Genomic DNA, 18,448 nt, shown 5'->3' on the forward strand with positions numbered 1-18,448 from the left:
GAGGGTATGGATACCGAAACAACGCACATCTTTTCTTGCGCATCCGCCTAGAAACGGGAGGGAAATTTGTCACCCCCGACTTTTGGTGATGAACCAATTATGTTTCATCAAAGAAATATGACATGTTGACCAGTGTTAACATTACGATACGATAGGACGCTTGAGAAAGCGAAAAGAATCAGTAACTATCATCCCGATTAAAGAATATGGGGATTATCAAGTATACTTATTAGTAGAATTATAGAGATAAAATCATAAGGAAAATGCCGGAAAGAAGTAATAAAATTGTTTAACATTCGTCCGATGTGTTCAATTTGCGGCAAGAACATCGAAGGAAATGCACTTGTATATATCCAGATGAGATACCCTGAACGCAGGGGAATAACGGAAATTAAAGCATATATACAAAATGAAGGGAAAATCATTTGTGAAAATTGTTTTAGCATTTATAGTCATAAAAGTACAAATGCACAATGAGGAATGTGGAAAGTCACTGTTTATTTTCTATTAACATGTTCACCGAAAAGTCTCTTACCTCTAAACAACGTGTAGGTGGAAGAGGTTCATTGTTGTTGCAAAATCAAAATGGAAGGGTACATGCAGTAATTTTTAAAAAAGCTTCGCGTAATCCTAAAGTATGGTGTGTGGATTTTTGGGAGATTTCTATATTCAATTGAGAGATTTTACCGTGATCAAAGGAGTCGGTTGTTATGACCATTCATGAATACGAAATTGTTTCCATCAACGTAGGGAAACCGAAAACACTCGTTTTTGAAGGAAAAGAGTTGTCGACAGGTATTTATAAAAATCCTGTTCATGGACCTGTCTTTTTATCTTTTTTGAATTTTGAAGGCGATCGTCAGGCGGATGCTGTTCATCATGGCGGCAAAGATAAAGCGGTATGCGTTTATCCATATGATCATTATGCATATTGGGAGAAGGAGCTTGGGCGGAAGCTGGAAGAGGCGGCGTTTGGCGAAAATTTGACAGTAAAAGGCTTAGTGGAAGAGGACGTTTGTATCGGGGATCTGTTTCAGTTGGATGAAGCGGTCGTTCAAGTGAGCCAGCCGCGGCAGCCTTGCCATAAGCTGGCGAAAAAGCACAACGTAGAAGATTTGCCGATTCGTGTGCAGAACACAGGATATACCGGTTTTTATTTTCGGGTGCTGAAAGAGGGCTGGGTCACAAGAGAGTCCCGCCTGCAGCTATTAAGCCGTCATCCGCTTGGAGTAACCATTTCATTTGCGAACCATATCAAGTATCACGATAAATATAACCGAGAAGGCATTGAACGAATACTGGGTGTTCCAGAATTATCGGAAAGCTGGCGGACAACGTTGTTGAAACGTCTAAATCAGTAGTAAAAATACCTTACTCCTTTTCTGACTTTCTAGAAGAATACTTAAAATGTTCAAAAACTTAGTTTCTTTTTTTAAGTTTTCTGATTATAATAATGAATAAGAACATTTTTTCATATTAAAATGAAATTTTGAAACATTATAATAAGATTAAACAATACGGCAGGGTGAAACTATGGAAAACAATAAGTTATTGCAAATCGTCGAGGCGGCCAAATTATATTATCAGCTTGATTACAATCAGCAGGACATTGCCAAAAAGTTGGGCATTTCACGTCCTACCGTGTCCCGGTTGCTTCAGCAGGCAAAAAAGATGGGGGTTGTCAAAATTGAAATTATCGATCCGTCGGAAACGCTAGAAGAATTAGCAGAACAATTGAAAGAGAAGTATCAATTAAAAAAGGTTTTTGTCGCCGCTGCATCGCAAAATGAAGATGCCGCTGTCAAAGCGGCGATTGGAAAACGAGCAGCCGATTTTTTATATGAAACCGTAAGCGATGGTGACATCATCGGCGTGACATGGGGGAGAACCCTTTACAATGTTGCGCTCGGGCTAAAACATAAACCGCTCAAAGATGTCGAAGTCGTCCAATTAAAAGGTGGAGTAAGCCATTCCAAGATCAATACATATGCATCGGAAATCGTTTATTTATTTGGAAAAGCATTTGATACCATCCCTCAACACCTGCCTCTGCCTGTTATTGTTGATCATATGGCGGTCAAAAAAGCGCTCGAAGCCGATCGGCACATTCAAAAATTGTTGGAAATGGGGAAAAGAGCCAATATTGCCCTTTTTACGGTTGGCAGCGTGAACTTTGATTCGTTATTATTTCAATTAGGATATTTCAGCGATGAAGAATTGGAAATGTTGTCGAGGGAAGCAGTAGGGGATATTTGTTCCCGATTTTTTGATAAAGATGGAAAAATTGTCAGCGAAAGTTTGAATGAACGAACAATCGGAATTGATTTAAGTGAATTGCAAAAGAAAGAAAAGTCTATTCTTGTTGCTGGCGGAACAAATAAACTCCAAGCGATTAAAGGAGCATTAAAAGGAAAATACGCCAATATCTTAATTACGGATCAATACACAGCCAGAGCATTGCTAGATAAATAGATGAAAAATATCCACTTTCATAGGAAATAACCGGTGCTGTCCCAATTTATTTAGAGGAATGTGCTGAGCTTTAGTTCCCGGAAATCTTGGGCGGAACAATTTTCTTGAAGTTTCAACTTTTTTAGTATCCGTTTTCGAGCGGTTTTGAGCAAAATTCTGAATGAAATTTTGATAAATCCCTCCAGAAAAAATCATTTATTTTTGACGAAATTAGCAAAAATAATGAAATCGTTTTACTTTTTTTCGATTTGATGTTCACATTTGTTCAAACACCTGTTATAGTTATGGTGAACGCGATCGCGAATGAATCAAAAAAGAAGGGTGGCGGCGAAAAAAGTTTACTGATTGAGTGAGCTTTTTGAAAACGTTGTCACTATCTCATCTGGAGGGAATGACATCATGAGATTTTTATTTTTTGCAACGGGTTTGCTGCTCGTATTTATTTTGGCTTATCTTGTAAGCAATGACAAAAAGAATATCCGTTATAAGGCAATTTTATCTATGATTGCCGTTCAAATCATTCTTACGTTTGCCTTGCTGAATACGAAAGCAGGTATTTTCATCATCGGTTTTATTTCAAGAATGTTTAACAAACTGATTGAGCTGGGTATACAAGGCGTGGATTTTGTTTTTGGCGGTTTAGAAAACGAAAAGATGTCTTCATTTTTCCTTGATGTGTTATTGCCGATTATTTTTATTTCGATCCTTATTGGGATCTTAAACTATTTTAAAATATTACCTGTTATTATTAAATATGTCGGTCTGGCATTAAGCAAAATAAACGGAATGGGGAAATTGGAAAACTATATTGCTCTTTCATCCGCCGTATTGGGACAGTCCGAAGTTTTTTTGACAACGAAAAAGCAAATCGGGCTCGTATCGAAAACACGTCTTTATACGTTGTGCACTTCCGCTATGAGTGCCGTTAGCATTGCCATCGTTGGTTCATATATGACGATGATTGAGCCAAAGTATGTTGTCATTGCCATCATACTGAATATCCTTTCGGCTTTAATCATTGCTAATATTGTGAATCCTTACGAAATTACGGATGAAGAAGATTTATTGATCGTGGAAGAAGAGCATAAAATGAGCTTTTTCCAAATGCTTGGTGAAAGCATCATGGATGGTTTGAAAGTTGCTGTGATTGTGGCGGCTATGTTAATCGGATTTATCGCTTTAATCAACCTTATCGATTATGTATTCACGCTCATTTTCCATGTTTCATTCCAGACGATATTAGGATACATCTTTGCGCCAATTGCCTTTTTAATGGGAATTCCTTGGGATGAAGCAGTCAAAGCGGGCAGTATTATGGCGACAAAATTAGTAACGAATGAATTTGTTGCGATGTTGAATTTTAAAGATATCGCTGGAACATTATCCGAGAAAACGGTTGGAATTGTATCTGTATTTCTTGTGAGTTTCGCTAACTTCAGTTCCATCGGGATTATCACAGGCGCTGTGAAAGCTCTTGACACAAAACAAGGGGATGTCGTAGCGAAATTCGGTATGAAACTTTTATATGGTTCAACACTCGCTTCCATGCTATCGGCAACAGTTATGGGTTTATTTTTATAAAATCGCTTTGTTTGTATCCTGCAATAATTGAGGTTCAATCTATCCTAATGCTTGCCGACAGGTGATTGCGGAATTTTTTGATCCTAATATGCCGGCTATTTTAACCAATTTGAAAGGGGATATTCAAGAAACAACAGTGAAGGAATTACTTCCGTTTGCTTTTTCATACGAAGAGATATGATATTAAAGAAAGAACGGACCAAAAATCAGCCTGACACTGACCCGCTTTTTTGAGACGCAGAAAAACATGTAAACGGCCTGCTTTTTGAAACTCTACAAGAAACAGATGGTTTCATTTTTCGTGAATTCGAATTGAATATTAAATGATGAAATGATTCGAAAACACTTCCAAAAATCGATTTCGTTATACATTCGATTCAGGAGGTGTTTTTCTTTCGTTCATTTTCTTAGGGATCTCAGAAAAGCAAAGGTGTTTTTGAGACATTGTTACATTTTGCTGCAAAATGTCTATGCATTCAATGATTTCGAGCGTGTATGAACCGGAAAATCCAGATTATCCAATTATGCAAAAGCAAATGAAATACGGTGGCGGTCTTGTTTCTTTTGGAATTAAGGAAAACAAACAACGTTAAGTCAAATTACCATTAAATGCTGAAGAGCCTAAATTCCTTAAAGACGTGGAGGGATCGGGCTTTTTGTTTTTGACGGAAAAATTTTTTCAAAAACTTATTGACAGATTTTCTCTATGGAAATAGTATAAAAATGAAAGTTGGTTTAAGGAAAAATTTTTTGTTCATTCAATAAGTGTTTTCTCAAACCATATTTGAAAATAGGTTTTTGTCACACTTTTTGCTTCGCGGCATATGTTAACAGTATTGCGGGAAAGAGAAAAATTTTTTTAAACTAAAAGTTGCATTGGACCAAATTTTATAGTTTTGTACAAAAAGAGGAGGGACGTCCATGTTCAAAAAATGGTTGCTTATGATTACAAGCATTGTATTGTTTTCTGTCGTTGGAGCCGGCTGCGCTAGTTCGGACGAAACGGAAAAACAGGAAGGAAAAATTGTCGTTACAACAACAATCGGGCAAATTGCTGATATTGTGAAAAATGTAGGCGGAGAGCATGTGGAAGTCACGGCGTTAATGGGACCTGGAGTGGATCCGCATCTATACCAAGCATCACAAGGGGATATTCAAAAATTAAGCAAGGCAGATATGATTTTTTACAACGGATTGCATTTAGAAGGAAAAATGGGAGAAATTTTTGAAAAAATGGCGAAAAATAAGCCAACGATTGCGGTAGCGGAAGTGATTCCTAAGGACAAATTGATCAAAAGTCAAAGCGGGACGAATGCTTATGATCCGCACGTCTGGTTTGATATCGATCTTTGGTCATATGCGGTGAAAGAGGTACGTGACGAGTTAAGTAAGTTTGATCCAAAACATCAACAGGATTACAAGAAAAATGCGGATGAATATCTTAAAAGCCTGCAGGACGTAAAAACTTATGCCCAACAGCAAATCGTGCAAATTCCGGAACAAAGCCGGGTTCTGATTACCGCTCATGATGCGTTCGGTTATTTTGGCCGCGCTTACGGAATCGAAGTCAAGGGGCTTCAAGGGTTAAGCACAGATTCTGAATATGGGTTGAAAGACGTGCAATCATTAGTTGAGACGATTGTATCGCGAAACATTAAAGCGGTATTTATTGAAAGCAGCATTTCCGAAAAGTCGATCAAGGCGGTTGTTGAAGGGGCGAAAAAACGCAATCATAAGGTAACGATCGGCGGTCAGTTATTCTCCGATGCAATGGGAGAAGAAGGAACGGAAGAAGGAACATATATCGGTATGTACAAACATAATATTGATACAATTGTTTCGGCATTGAAGTAAAGTGGAACTTCATCATATTGATATTAGTTGAACTTATCGCACTTCTAGCGTCCATTATGAGGCTGACTCAAAATCCAAGGGTCAGACCCTTATGAGCCAGCCTCTCTTATGGACGATTAGAACGGGATAAAAAGGAGGAATCAAGATGAATCCGGTAACAGTGGAAAATGTAACGGTGGCGTATCACAGCAAGCCGGTTTTGCAAGAAGTGAGCTTTTCAGTGCCGGAAGGAAAATTAATTGGCATTATTGGTCCAAACGGAGCGGGAAAGTCGACGCTGATTAAGGCGGTTTTAGGTCTTGTGCCGCGTGCATCAGGTGATGTCTATATATATGGAAAACCGTACAAACAACAACGAAAACTTGTCGGATATGTTCCACAGCGCGGTTCGGTTGATTGGGATTTTCCAACGAACGCTTTAGATGTTGTCTTGATGGGAAGATATGGCCATATCGGCTGGTTTAAACGCCCAAGCAAAAAAGATGTTGAATTCGCTATGTCTTGTTTAGAAAAAGTCGGCATGAAAGAATATGCCAATCGGCAAATCAGCCAGCTCTCAGGCGGACAGCAGCAGCGCGTCTTTTTAGCGCGCGCTTTAGCGCAAGATGCAACCGTTTATTTTATGGATGAACCGTTTGTCGGGGTCGATGCAGCGACAGAAAAAGCGATTATTTCTTTGCTAAATGAGCTAAAAGCTCAAGGAAAAACCGTGCTTGTTGTGCATCACGATCTGCAAACGGTGAAAGAATATTTTGATTGGGTGCTGTTGCTAAATATGCGAAAAATTGCGATTGGGCCAACGGAGGAAACATTTACGCTTGAAAATTTACAAAAAACATATGGCGGCCGCCTGACTTTCCTTCATCAACAACACGCCATTGTCAACCAACAATAGGAGTGATCGTCAATGAGTGAAACACTCGTTTCCATATGGACAGATGCCAATACACAGTGGGTGTTAATCGGAACGCTTCTTTTAGGGTTGGCAAGCGGACTGGTTGGAAGCTTTGCCTTATTAAAAAAGCAGAGCTTAATTGGCGATGCGATGGCCCATGCGGCGCTTCCCGGCATCTGTATTGCTTTTTTGATTCACGGGGCAAAATCGATGTCATGGTTTATTATCGGCGCCGCTCTCTCAGGCTTACTGGCGACGTTTTTCATTGAAAAAATGATTAAGTTATCACGAATTAAAGAGGATACGTCCATCGGTCTTGTATTATCGGTGTTTTTCGGGTTCGGAATCGTATTGCTAACATATATTAACCATCAAAGCAAAGGCAATCAAAGCGGAATTGATGACTTTATTTTTGGGCAGGCCGCTTCCCTTGTCGGCGCCGATGTGAAACTGATTAGCGCGGTCGCTGTTCTCCTCATTATTATCACCGTTGTCTTATTTAAAGAATTAAAATTGCTAACATTTGACCCGCAATTTGCGCAAGGAATCGGCTTGCCGACCGGCTTATTAAACGGGTTATTAATGACATTAATTGTCGGGGTTGTTGTGATTGGCCTTCAGGCGGTTGGTGTGATCTTAATGTCCGCGATGTTAATTACCCCGGCAATAGCGGCACGATATTGGACGGAACGGCTTGATCATATGGTGATTATTGCCGGGGCAATCGGCGCCTTTTCCGGTGTTTTTGGCACATTGTTAAGCACGACGACAAAAGGAATGCCGACAGGGCCGTTAATCATTGTGGCTGCGACGATCATCTTTTTGATTTCGATGGTATTTGCGCCAAAGCGGGGATTGTTAGTGAAAGCGATTCGCCGATCCCGGCTCCGCAGGCAAGTGGCGAGAGAACAAGTTTTACAGACGCTTTATGATTTTACCGAGCAGGAATATCTGCAATATAAAACAGGAAACGGCTTTCACGAACAGCAAATCATGAAAAAGCGTCCGATTTCTATGAGCATGCTCCGGAAAGTCCTGCGGTCTCTTGAAAAAGAAGAGCTGGTGAGAAGAACGGGAGATGCGCTTTGGTGCTTAACGGAAAAAGGGTTGACAGAAGCGTATCACATTACACTAAGAAACCGTCTGATGGAAGTATATTTAATGAATGAAATGAATTACGCTCATTTCAACATTAGACAAGATATGGATTTATTACAGCTTCCGGAGAAAGTGTTAACAGAGTTGAAGCAGCTGTTAAAACAATATGGCAGGGAACCGCTTGTATTACCGGCGAATATGAATGCAGGCAAACGCCCCTACCACCGTTATGCCAGCATAGGAGGGAAGTGAAACATGAGTTATGAAGGGTGGATTTTGCTGACAGGGTCTCTCGTAGGCATTAGTTGTGGGATTGTCGGCTGCTTTCTCATTTTGCGGAAGATGGCGATGCTTGCCGATGCGATTAGTCATACGGTTCTGCTTGGAATTGTTGGTGCCTATTTAATTAGCAATAGTTTAGAAGGAGTTTATATGCTTATTGGTGCGGCTGTTGTCGGCATTTTAACGGCGTTTTTCGTACAGCTGCTACATTCGATCGGCGTTCAGTCCGATGCGGCGATCGGCGTCGTCTTTACTTCGCTCTTTGCCGTTGGCGTTATTCTTCTCTCTTTATTTGGAGGAAAGGTGCATTTAGATGTGGAGCATGCTTTAATGGGAGAGATTACATTTATCCCGTGGGACATTCTTGAAATAAACGGCATTAACTTAGGACCAAAAGCGGTTTGGATGCTCGGTACAGTATTAATTCTTAATTTAATCATTATTCTCCTATTTTATAAAGAAATCAAAATCAGCTCTTTTGATCCTGATATGGCTGTAGCACTGGGAATTCCGGTTCTTTTCATTCATTACTTATTGATGGGAATGCTTTCGCTTACAACGGTTGCTTCCTTTGACAGCGTCGGTGCGATTTTAGTTGTGGCGATGCTCATTGTTCCCGGAGCGACGGCATATTTGCTTACCGATAAGTTAAGCGTTATGTTAATGCTCAGTGCGCTTGTCGGCGTGCTTTCGGCGATTGCCGGTTATTTCATTGCGATGATTTTTAACGTATCCATTTCCGGCTCGATGGCCGTAGCCGCAGGTGTGATCTTTGCGATTACCTTTGTGCTTTCGCCAACCCATGGCCTTCTCTCACGATGGCTGGCGCGAAAACGGCTGCAAAATAAATCAGCATAGTTTATTTTTGAAAGATTCAAGGGAGCAAAACAGGGTCTTGAAGATACTAAAAAACCTCGCAATAGAGAATTAACACACCATTTCCGTTTTTCCTGTACCGGCTTCACCGATGATGTTGTAAAAATAAAAAACCTCGTATGGGAGGCTTCGAAGTGCTTTAAATTATATAAATCAAATTTGATTTTTCGACAATATTTAAAAGGCAACTTGCCATCTTTTAATGGAACTTCAGTCTATTTTCATGTTGCATTCATATTCATATGTCGAGAATTTAAGTTGAATTTATATAGAAAAACACCTTTTAAATCGAGTGGGGAATTCATTCGATTCGAGAGGTGTTTTTCTTTGGAATAAGTAAAATGGTCATTTCAATAGAAAGAAAGAATAGAAGTGTTTATAATATCATAGTGAAAGGGGAGTGGGCGCTAAAACAGATGGGATACATAACACACGATGAATGATAGACTAGAAGAAACGAGGAACCCATCATGAAAATACGAGATTGGGACCGCAACTTGAAGGTGCGTTTATTCGGGGAAGCGTTGATGAATGTTACGTTTTGGATGTTTTTCCCGTTTATGGCAATTTATTTTACGGAAGCGTTTGGTAAGGACAAAGCCGGTTTTTTGCTGATTTTCTCGCAAGTGTTTTCTGTTGTTGCCAGCTTACTGGGCGGTTATTGCGCTGACCGCTTCGGAAGAAAACGAATGATGGTGTTATCGGCATACGGGATGGGACTTGCCTTTTTCTTCTTTGCGCTCGCCAGTTCGCCTTGGTTTACTTCACCGTTTGTCGGTTTTTTATGTTTTACTTTAGCCGGCATTTTCGGATCGTTTTATTGGCCGGCAAGCCAGGCGATGGTGACCGATGTCGTGCCGGAAGAAGATCGCAACAGCGTTTTTGCGGTTTTTTATACATCGATTAATATTGCTGTTGTCATCGGGCCAATGATTGGTGGAATTTTTTATGAGAAACATCTCTTTGAATTACTATTAGCAACAGGATTTTCAGGTGTGCTGCTGGCAACGATTTTAGCGAAAATGCTTCAAGAAACGGTGCCTGTGTACTCGATTGAAAACGGCAGCAGCATGAAATGGTATCAGTTTTTACGCGAGCAGATTCACAGCTATGGCATCATTATTCGCGATAAAACGTTTTTATTATTTATTGTCGCAGGTATTCTTGTCGCACAGACGTTTATGCAGCTCGATTTATTAATTCCTGTCTATATAAAGGAGGTTGCCGAGAAGCAAACGTTATTTTCGTTTGGAGATTACTCTGTTCTCTTAAGCGGTGAAAAGGCATTTGGGGTATTGATTTCTGAAAACGGCTTGCTTGTTGCTTTATTTACCGTGTGGATAACAAAATGGATGTCTCATTACCGTGAAAGTTCTGTGTTCATTTGGTCGTCCATTCTTTATGGCATTGCGATTATCATGTTCGGACAGACGACAAACATTTGGGGGATGATTGGCGTAATGGCCGTATTTACTTTTGCTGAACTTATGACAGCTGGTATTCAGCAAACATTCATTTCTAAACTGGCGCCGGAAGAGATGCGCGGACAATATTTTGCCGCAGCGAGCCTGCGCTGGACAATCGGCCGGACCATCGCCCCCTTCTCGATTACGTTAACACTTTGGATTGGCTACGAATGGACATTTCTCATTCTTAGTGTGCTCGCCTTTTTCAGTGCCTTTATTTATTTCGTCATGTTTCAGCAGTTTGAAAAACAGCAGGCAAAAAACGTCATACTATAAACTTTCAACGAGGCTGTCTGAGCGGCTTGCAATGACTATATATCGTACTATATAGCGAATAGCGCTTATGATTCTAGCCTCTTATTGTTAGAGGAGAGGTCAAATATGGAAATTACGCTGATTCGTCATGGAAAATCACAGTGGCAGCAAAGCGGTTGGTTGTCACCAGCCAAGTTTGCAGAGTGGATTAAAGCATATGATTTGCACGGGGTGTCCGAAGATGATGGCATTCCTCAGATGACATTCGAAAAGGTAAAGAAAGCAAACTACTTAGTGGTAAGCCCTTTGCCTCGGGCGGTTCACTCGGCGAATGTGCTCAAACTGTCATGTCCATTCGAAGTCAATCATTTGTTCCGTGAAGTAGAAATGCCTGTTCCATTTATCAATCTGGCTTTTAAGCTGCCAGTAAACGTCTGGCTTATCATAGCAAGAATTCTCTGGCTATGCGGTTATGCACGGAATGTGGAATCTTATCAGGAAGCAAAGCAACGGGCTAAACTGGCAGCCGGTCAATTATGTAAATATGCCGCGCAGCACGGTCATGTTGTCGTTGTCGGACACGGGTGGTTTAACCGCTTGCTTGGGAACGAACTGAAACAAAGACAATGGACTTTAGAAAGGGATAAAAGCTTTCGCCATTGGCAAGCAGTAACCTATAAGAAATAATAAGCAGGCAAGCAGCATTGGTAAATGTACATGGTCGTTTATCGTTTCGCTAACATATTTTCCCTGAATATGTAATAAAGATGAACTAGACTGTTCAGAAATGTTTATCAACAAGAGAGGGGAAGTTAGGTGAAACAGACTACGACACATGAAACAATTACCGATGAGATCATGTCTGCTTGTAATGATTCTGAACAAACAAATCAAGAAGCGATTCTTCCCGCTGGTGATGAGCAAGTTCGTGTTCAATCTGAGAGGATGCGTTATGCTAAACAGAGTGAAGCACGATTTCAGGAAAAACAACATCAAAAATATTTTTATAGAATTCTTTTTCGTATCATGTTTGTTATTATCATTGGCTATGGGGTTTTAAAGGGGTATGGAATAATGAAAACGTATGGCGGGAAAGACATGACGATTGAGCGATTTACCGAAGCGTTAGAAGAGAAGGATCTTCCCGAGTTGAAAAAGTACATTCGCGTGCCTGACCCGGCCATACGTGTGAACGAAAAAAGTTTGCAGCCGCTCTTTACCTATTTAGACAAAAACCCGGATGGGTATAAAAAAATTCGCGATGAATTAGAAATGCAAGACGAAAAAGAGCGTGTTTACATTAAAGGATTGACATCAGAACCGCCGATCTTTCTCATGAGAGTTTATGAGAATCATTACTTTCTTTTTAACCAGTACGTATTTGAACCAGTTGTTTACTCATTAATTGTTCATGTCCAAGGAAAAAATGTGATATTATACGTCAACGGAAAAAAAGTTTACAAAACAGAGTCGGAAACGTTCTCCGGAAAGATCGGCTCCTATATTCCCGGCATTTATGAAATTACGGCTGTAAAGAAAGAGGGAAATGAAACGAAGAAGAAAAGAAAAGAGATTGTGCTATTTGGCGGACCGAAAGCGCAATCTGTTCAATTTACATTTAAGTAAAAGATGGGGTTAGGAGCCCATCTTTTTTAATACTCAAAAATCGCTTGCACGGTTGCTTTGATGACGATATCCTGTGTTTGAATCGGCGGGGCGCCTTGTTCCGCTAAGACCATTGTTTGGGCTGCAAATCTCGGTTGCGGCAGTACGGGGCTCTCCTCTTTTATCTTCAGCGGAATCGTTTGAACAGGAATACCGAGGGTGCGGCCAAGAATAACAGCTTTTTCGACGGCATTCCGAAGCGCATCGGCTAAGGCGTGTTCATAATATATATCCGGGTTCGAAAGATGAAATTGGATATTGCGCGCGATATTAGCACCGTTTGCGACAGCTGTTTCATAAATGTTTCCCGCTTTATTGACATCTTTTACGGTAATATCAAAAATGTGTTCGACTTCGTATCCGACTAGCGAGGATTTTCCATCTTTATATTCGTATTTTGGATAAATCGAAAATGACGCGGTGTCGATCTCCTCGTCTTTAATCCCGATCGATGTTAGTGCCTGAATCATATTATTGGCTCGTGCTGCATTTTCCGATAATGCTTGACTGACGATTTCACTCTCTGTACGAATGCCGAGGGTAATGGTCACCGTATCTGGTTTCACTGTGATGGTCCCTTGGCCGCTTACCGACATCGTTCGCTGTTTCGGTACGTGTTGGTAGGCGGAAATATGATGGCTGTCCCAGTCGTACATAAACACACTCTCCTTTCATCATGCCGCTTTATTGTCATCTTCCTCTTTATATTGCTGTTTTAACTCCCAATAATACACTCTCGGCAGACCTGAAAAATACCAATATTCTTTTATCAATGACATACCAACGAAATAGAGCATTTGCCAGTCAATTCCTTTCATCGTTTCTCATCTCCTTTCAATGGACGGTCTTTGTAAAACATATTCGGCAGATAAGTTGTCTTATGATGGCTCAATCGGTTATGCTAAAAATACAAGATACAATTTTTTCTCCGGATGAAACTAAATGTCCGGTCATACGTAAAAAGTAGACAAGCAGTGCAGTACAGAAGAGAAGATGCAGGAAGGGATGGAACATGCGTAAAGCATTAAAAACACTTTGGCGGCTGTTCGTTTCATGGAATATCGGGTTAATCGGTGCCATTGTTGTCTTTTTCGTTTTTGACTATCAGTTTTTTCTTTCTTTTCTATCAGGGACAGTGTTAATGGTTATAACGTCGGCTTACATGAAGAGAAAAGAGGATAAAATCGTCGCGAGCGATCTTTTTAAAGAAGAAAAAGATTATATACGCAGCGAGCTGAAAGAAGCGGACAAGAAAATAAAACGAATGGGCCGGGCGCGGTTTAAAGTTCGTTCCTTAGTCATATGGAATCATATTTCCCGCATTTATACGGCTTCACGAAAAATATTGGACGCTGTAGAACAAGATCCACGCCGGTTTCGCGCAGCCCAGTCATTTTTTATTACGACATTGGACTCTGCTGTTACGATGATTGAAAAATATATTTATTTAGTCCGCCAGCCTGTGCGCAGCCAAGAGATGAACGAGGCGATTCGCAATGCAGAAGAGCTTCTCAGGGAGCTGGCGGCATCAACAGAACAAGAGCTGCTGCGCATTCTTTCCGATGATGTGTTTGATTTAGATGTGGAGGTAAAGCTGTTAAAGCAAGCGTTAGAGCAGCCAAAAGAAGAAAACGTACTCCAGTGGCAAAGAAAGAAGGAGGAGGAATATGAAAGAATTCGATAATCAGGCATTCAATAGTAAGATGGATCAAGAGCTTTGGACAAGCTCGGTTGATTCGCTCTTAGCTGATCCTTTCGCTGCACCGAATACCTCTGCTTTTGAGCAAACGCAGCCGCCGAAACTCATTGACACATTGAAGCCGGAACATAAAGAAAAAGCGCTTCAGCTTGCTAAACAAATTGATCCGAAGAATCAGCAGGCGATTATTCAATATGGAGTGGCTGCCCAAGCGGAATTATCAAAGTTTTCGCATTCGATCTTGAACCATGTACAAACGAAAGATGCCGGACCAGTGGGCGAAATCATTAGCGAACTCATGGGAAAAATTAAAGAAGTCAACCCGGATGATTTTATGAAGACAAAGGGAGGCATTTTTTCCCGGCTGTTCAACTCCATGTCCAAATCGATCCAAGGCATTATTTCAAAATATCAAAAAATTGGCGTAGAAATTGATAAAATTGCCGATCAGCTGGAAAAACACCGGCAAATGCTCTTTCGCGACATTATGATGTTAGAAACATTGTATGAGAAAAATAAAGAGTATTTTGATGCGCTCAATATTTATATAGCTGCTGCGGAAATGAAGCTGGAAGAATTGCGGACAAAAACGATTCCGGAATTAAAGGCAAAGGCAGAGCGTTCAGGCAGCCAAATGGACATTCAAGAGGTCAACGATTTGCTTCAATTTGCCGACCGTTTAGAAAAACGTGTCCATGATTTGAAATTAAGCAGACAAATCACGATTCAAACGGCACCGCAAATTCGTATGATTCAACATATGAATCAAACATTGGTGGAGCGCATTCAATCGTCCGTTTTAACAGCGGTGCCGCTTTGGAAAAACCAAATCGTCATCGCTCTTACGTTATTCCGCCAGAAAAAAGCGGTCGAAGCGCAAAAACAAGTCACAAAAACAACCAATGACTTGCTGCTTCGCAATTCGGAAATGCTAAAAATGAACACGATTGAAGTCGCGAAGGAAAATGAGCGGGGGCTTGTCGATATTGAAACGCTGAAGAAAACGCAGGAAAATTTAATCGCGACTTTAGAAGAAACGCTAAAAATCCAACATGAAGGCCGGATGAAACGCCAGCAGGTCGAACAGGAATTAATCCATATGGAAGAACAGCTAAAAGAAAAGCTAATGTCGATGAGAAAGTGAGCTGGATGTGGCGGCAAAAAAAGGCTGCGGCAAAAGCAATGGGCAGACCTCACATACATTCCGTTTTGTTATGAACGACGTGTGAGGTCGGGCCCTTATGAGACAGTCTCTTCATTCTGCTATTCATTGTTATCGTGCTTTTTTAAATGATAAATATCTTCTTCTTCGGCAAATTCGGTTTGCAGACGATTCAATGCGACACTGTCGTCGTTAAAGTACCGATCCTGATCTTGATGGCGGGTGAGGACGCGGTTTTCCATATAGGCATGGAATAACGCTTCGCCGAGGGCGATAGCAATCGCTGCAATTAATGAAGCAATGATGAGATTGGTTTGTGCTTCCTGAACGAAAAATTGGCTCAATAGCCATATGCCGGCAGTAAACATAACAAAATCGGCAATCGAGGCAATTAAATTTCCAAAGCGAGGCAGGATGAATAAGTCGCCGATGACATATGTTGCTAGCGTAATGACTAAGCTTATTAATGTAATTTCTGAAAACAAGGCGGTACTAAAAATGGTTAAAATGGAAAATAACACAGTTGCCGTGAGAGCCAATTTAATTCCTAACGCCGTTACATGTCTCATTGTCGCAACCATCCTTTTTATCAAATTATTCTGCCGGTCGGTTTGGCCCCTCTAATTTTTTGTCCCCGAAACCAGGTTTTTGTTCTCCATCCTGCTCATTTTGCCGAGCTTTATGCTGTTGTTCTAAATTTTCTTCATTTTTTCTTTTTCCCATTGTTTTCACCCTTTCAGGAAAGTCTTTTCACTGGATAGTTTGCCTATTTTTGTGCGTAATATTTACAAAAAGGAGAGATATTTTCGAGTTTGTCACATATGTGAAATTGACAAATGAATCAGAAATGGTTAATATACGGTATTGGGTATATAACTAAAGAGGTGATAAAAGAAAAAATGAGTGTATTTTTGGTGATTCTTTTGCTTGTTCTTACTTATCATCTTTACATTCGCTATGTGCCAGTTTGCTGCATTCCGACGCTTACTTTGCAACAGCTGCGCAGCGTGAATGATGAAAAGGTAGCCATCGTGGATTTACGCGATTATAACGACTCAAGCCCATTGCTTGTTGAAAACGCTATTCGTGTCCCGCTCGCATACTTAAAAAGAAATTATCAACAGCTGCTTTGTGAAGAAGAAGTGATTATTATCGCTTCTGATTACATTACAAAAAATATAGGGATTCGAACACTGAAACAATATGGGTTCAAAGTAAGGGGTGTATATATCGCAGTTTATCCATCTCTCACTGCTTAAAGTGAGAGACTTTTTTATACCATCATTTTCGAAATATGTTATATTATTTAAAAGTGCTCTTACATCATAAAATAATTACTGCAAGAATTCGAGGGATTGCTTTGGAAACATCATTTTTTTTATTGACGCTAATTGGTATCCTATCCTCCTTTGTTGGTACGCTAGCAGGCGGTGCGGGTTTGATAACGTTACCTGCGATGATGCTTGTTTCCATTCTTTTTTTATTAATCGGTCAAATACTTTATAAACTTATATAACAGCGAGGCTGACCGAAGCAAAGTGTCTGACCTCACGCATCTATAATCTCATGTTATGGTGGGTCTGACACTTAGCTTTTAGGTCAGTCCTTTTTTTATAAATTAATATATGTAATAAAATATGACAAGAAAAATTCGTTTTATCATCGTTATTATTCAATTTTTAGAAAAATCATATAAAAAGGTTGAAAATTTTATTTTTATGTAATATATTATTACATAAAAAGTTATCAAAAATAACAAAGGAGGATGTGAAATGGATTTAAAAGAACTATCAATGGGACTTGATTCATTATGGGTGATGGTGGCAACGATATTGGTCATTGGGATGCAGGTGGGCTTTGCGTTGTTAGAGGCAGGTTCAACGCGAATGAAAAACTCCGCACATGTCGCCGGCAAGCAAATTTTAAGTTTTGCGATTGCTTCGATCGCGTTTTGGGCTGTTGGCTTTGCTGTTACATTTGGTAAAGGAAATCCATTTATCGGAACAGAAGGATGGTTTTTAAAAGAAGGAAAAGATACATTTGCTTCGCTTGACTGGGCCAATGTTCCGCTTTCTTTAAAGTTTCTGTTTCAATTAGCCTTTGTTGGTGTATCTTTAGCGATTGCTTGGGGAGGATTTGCCGAGCGCGCTAAATTATCTGTGTACTTTATTTTTGGGATAATTTTTACAATAGCGATTTATCCGGTCATTGGCCATTGGGTGTGGGGCGGCGGCTGGTTAGGATCAATGGGAATGCAGGATTTTGCGGGCTCCACGGTCGTTCATTTGCAGGGAGCGATTGCTGCCCTAATCGCTACGATTTTGCTTGGACCGCGAATCGGTAAATTCAATAAAGATAAGACACCGAATATGATTCCGGGTCACAACCAAGTATATACGGTCATTGGCGGACTGGTTTTATGGATCGGATGGTTTGGTTTTAACGCAGGAAGTACGATGGGAACAGCCGATGGTTTCTTTGGTTATGTAGCGTTAACAACGAACTTAGCTGCTGCCGCCGGAGCGGTTGCTGCGATTTTAACCGCGAAAATCTTAGTTGGAAAAGCGGATATCCCAGCGATGGTCAATGGAGTATTGGCAGCTCTCGTTGCGATTACAGCAGCATGTGCATTCGTTGAGCCTTGGGCAGCTGTTGTTATCGGCGCTGCAGCCGGTTCATTTACGTTTTGGACTTCTGTCTATTTTGAAAAGAAGGGAATCGATGATCCGGTTTGTGCGTTTTCTGTGCATGGGATTGCAGGTATTATCGGCACAATTTCAACAGGCTTTTTTGCTTCCCCGCGATTGGTAGAAATCACAGGGATTGGTAAGGCAGGATTATTGTATGGCGGCGGTTTTGAGCAACTAATTGTACAGACAGTAGGAGTCATCGGAGCGGCTGTGTATGTAGCGATTGTCTCATTTATTGTGTTGTTCGTACTGAAAAAGACAATTGGTCTCCGCGTCACAGCAGAACAAGAAATTTCCGGGTTGGATATTAGTGAACACGGTTCTTACGGCTACCCTGAACAGCTTGATCCTGCGTACATGAATGCGGTGAATTTGAAGACAACAAACGCTTCGTCTCATTAAGAAAACAATAAAGCGGCTGACTGATACACAAAATTGCTGCGGTTAGCTTGT

General features: G+C 40.6%; 19 protein-coding genes and 1 pseudogene. 16 read left to right on the forward strand and 4 right to left on the reverse strand.

The genetic code is table 11. The features are described 5' to 3' along the window. Positions 1-710: 710 nt before the first annotated feature. The 12 genes and pseudogenes from B0I26_RS14610 (at position 711) to B0I26_RS14660 (ending at position 12,405) form a co-directional block, all read left to right on the forward strand. Positions 711-1,361: an MOSC domain-containing protein gene (locus B0I26_RS14610; protein WP_111646156.1), complete on the forward strand. Its 651-nt coding sequence runs from the start codon at positions 711-713 to the stop codon at positions 1,359-1,361. Positions 1,362-1,533: 172 nt separating this feature from the next. Next, positions 1,534-2,472 carry a sugar-binding transcriptional regulator gene (locus tag B0I26_RS14615; protein ID WP_111646157.1) on the forward strand — a complete coding sequence of 313 codons (939 nt, stop codon included), beginning with the start codon at positions 1,534-1,536 and terminating at the stop codon, positions 2,470-2,472. 399 nt (positions 2,473-2,871) lie between these two features. Then, complete coding sequence (locus tag B0I26_RS14620) at positions 2,872-4,053, forward strand: NupC/NupG family nucleoside CNT transporter (protein WP_111646158.1); 1,182 nt, start codon at positions 2,872-2,874, stop codon at positions 4,051-4,053. Between the two features lie 43 nt (positions 4,054-4,096). After that, positions 4,097-4,234, forward strand: a pseudogene (locus tag B0I26_RS18685) (cytidine deaminase); the annotation flags it as partial. 289 nt (positions 4,235-4,523) lie between these two features. Then, positions 4,524-4,646 carry a hypothetical protein gene (locus tag B0I26_RS18885; protein ID WP_281268718.1) on the forward strand — a complete coding sequence of 41 codons (123 nt, stop codon included), beginning with the start codon at positions 4,524-4,526 and terminating at the stop codon, positions 4,644-4,646. Between the two features lie 328 nt (positions 4,647-4,974). Next, positions 4,975-5,907: a metal ABC transporter solute-binding protein, Zn/Mn family gene (locus tag B0I26_RS14630; RefSeq protein ID WP_111646159.1), complete on the forward strand. Its 933-nt coding sequence runs from the start codon at positions 4,975-4,977 to the stop codon at positions 5,905-5,907. A 145-nt stretch (positions 5,908-6,052) separates the two neighbouring features. After that, positions 6,053-6,802 carry a metal ABC transporter ATP-binding protein gene (locus tag B0I26_RS14635; protein WP_111646160.1) on the forward strand — a complete coding sequence of 250 codons (750 nt, stop codon included), beginning with the start codon at positions 6,053-6,055 and terminating at the stop codon, positions 6,800-6,802. 12 nt (positions 6,803-6,814) lie between these two features. Then, a complete protein-coding gene (locus B0I26_RS14640; protein ID WP_111646161.1) occupies positions 6,815-8,152 on the forward strand; it encodes a metal ABC transporter permease in 1,338 nt (445 codons plus the stop codon). Positions 8,153-8,155: 3 nt separating this feature from the next. Beyond that, a complete protein-coding gene (locus B0I26_RS14645) occupies positions 8,156-9,040 on the forward strand; it encodes a metal ABC transporter permease (protein WP_111646162.1) in 885 nt (294 codons plus the stop codon). A 488-nt stretch (positions 9,041-9,528) separates the two neighbouring features. Next, complete coding sequence (locus B0I26_RS14650; protein WP_111646163.1) at positions 9,529-10,800, forward strand: MDR family MFS transporter; 1,272 nt, start codon at positions 9,529-9,531, stop codon at positions 10,798-10,800. Between the two features lie 105 nt (positions 10,801-10,905). After that, a complete protein-coding gene (locus B0I26_RS14655; RefSeq protein ID WP_111646164.1) occupies positions 10,906-11,466 on the forward strand; it encodes a histidine phosphatase family protein in 561 nt (186 codons plus the stop codon). Between the two features lie 129 nt (positions 11,467-11,595). After that, the gene (locus B0I26_RS14660) at positions 11,596-12,405 is read left to right on the forward strand and encodes a TcaA second domain-containing protein (RefSeq protein ID WP_111646165.1); all 810 of its coding nucleotides are present in this window, start codon (positions 11,596-11,598) and stop codon (positions 12,403-12,405) included. Between the two features lie 26 nt (positions 12,406-12,431). Here B0I26_RS14660 and B0I26_RS14665 read toward each other — a convergent pair whose 3' ends face one another. Further along, positions 12,432-13,100, reverse strand: a complete 669-nt coding sequence (locus tag B0I26_RS14665) for an SIMPL domain-containing protein (RefSeq protein ID WP_111646166.1) — start codon at positions 13,098-13,100, stop codon at positions 12,432-12,434. An 18-nt stretch (positions 13,101-13,118) separates the two neighbouring features. After that, positions 13,119-13,262 carry a hypothetical protein gene (locus B0I26_RS18395; protein ID WP_181502919.1) on the reverse strand — a complete coding sequence of 48 codons (144 nt, stop codon included), beginning with the start codon at positions 13,260-13,262 and terminating at the stop codon, positions 13,119-13,121. 194 nt (positions 13,263-13,456) lie between these two features. On the opposite strand from B0I26_RS18395, the gene B0I26_RS14670 reads away from it, so the two are divergent. Further along, entirely contained in the window at positions 13,457-14,128 is a 672-nt protein-coding gene (locus tag B0I26_RS14670) for a 5-bromo-4-chloroindolyl phosphate hydrolysis family protein (RefSeq protein WP_111646167.1), read from the forward strand. After that, complete coding sequence (locus tag B0I26_RS14675; RefSeq protein WP_111646168.1) at positions 14,112-15,287, forward strand: toxic anion resistance protein; 1,176 nt, start codon at positions 14,112-14,114, stop codon at positions 15,285-15,287. The genes B0I26_RS14670 and B0I26_RS14675 overlap by 17 nt, the downstream gene beginning before the upstream one ends. A 119-nt stretch (positions 15,288-15,406) precedes the next feature. Here B0I26_RS14675 and B0I26_RS14680 read toward each other — a convergent pair whose 3' ends face one another. Both B0I26_RS14680 and B0I26_RS18890 read right to left on the reverse strand, forming a co-directional pair. After that, complete coding sequence (locus tag B0I26_RS14680; RefSeq protein ID WP_181502921.1) at positions 15,407-15,874, reverse strand: YndM family protein; 468 nt, start codon at positions 15,872-15,874, stop codon at positions 15,407-15,409. A 25-nt stretch (positions 15,875-15,899) separates the two neighbouring features. Continuing rightward, positions 15,900-16,028: a hypothetical protein gene (locus tag B0I26_RS18890; RefSeq protein WP_281268719.1), complete on the reverse strand. Its 129-nt coding sequence runs from the start codon at positions 16,026-16,028 to the stop codon at positions 15,900-15,902. A gap of 176 nt (positions 16,029-16,204) precedes the next feature. Between B0I26_RS18890 and B0I26_RS14685 the strand changes: the two genes are divergently transcribed. Further along, positions 16,205-16,564: a rhodanese-like domain-containing protein gene (locus B0I26_RS14685; protein WP_111646170.1), complete on the forward strand. Its 360-nt coding sequence runs from the start codon at positions 16,205-16,207 to the stop codon at positions 16,562-16,564. A 513-nt stretch (positions 16,565-17,077) separates the two neighbouring features. Further along, positions 17,078-18,397 carry an ammonium transporter gene (locus tag B0I26_RS14695; protein WP_111646171.1) on the forward strand — a complete coding sequence of 440 codons (1,320 nt, stop codon included), beginning with the start codon at positions 17,078-17,080 and terminating at the stop codon, positions 18,395-18,397. Positions 18,398-18,448 lie beyond the last annotated feature (51 nt).

The organism is Paranoxybacillus vitaminiphilus, from assembly GCF_003259935.1.
GTDB lineage: Bacteria > Bacillota > Bacilli > Bacillales > Anoxybacillaceae > Paranoxybacillus > Paranoxybacillus vitaminiphilus.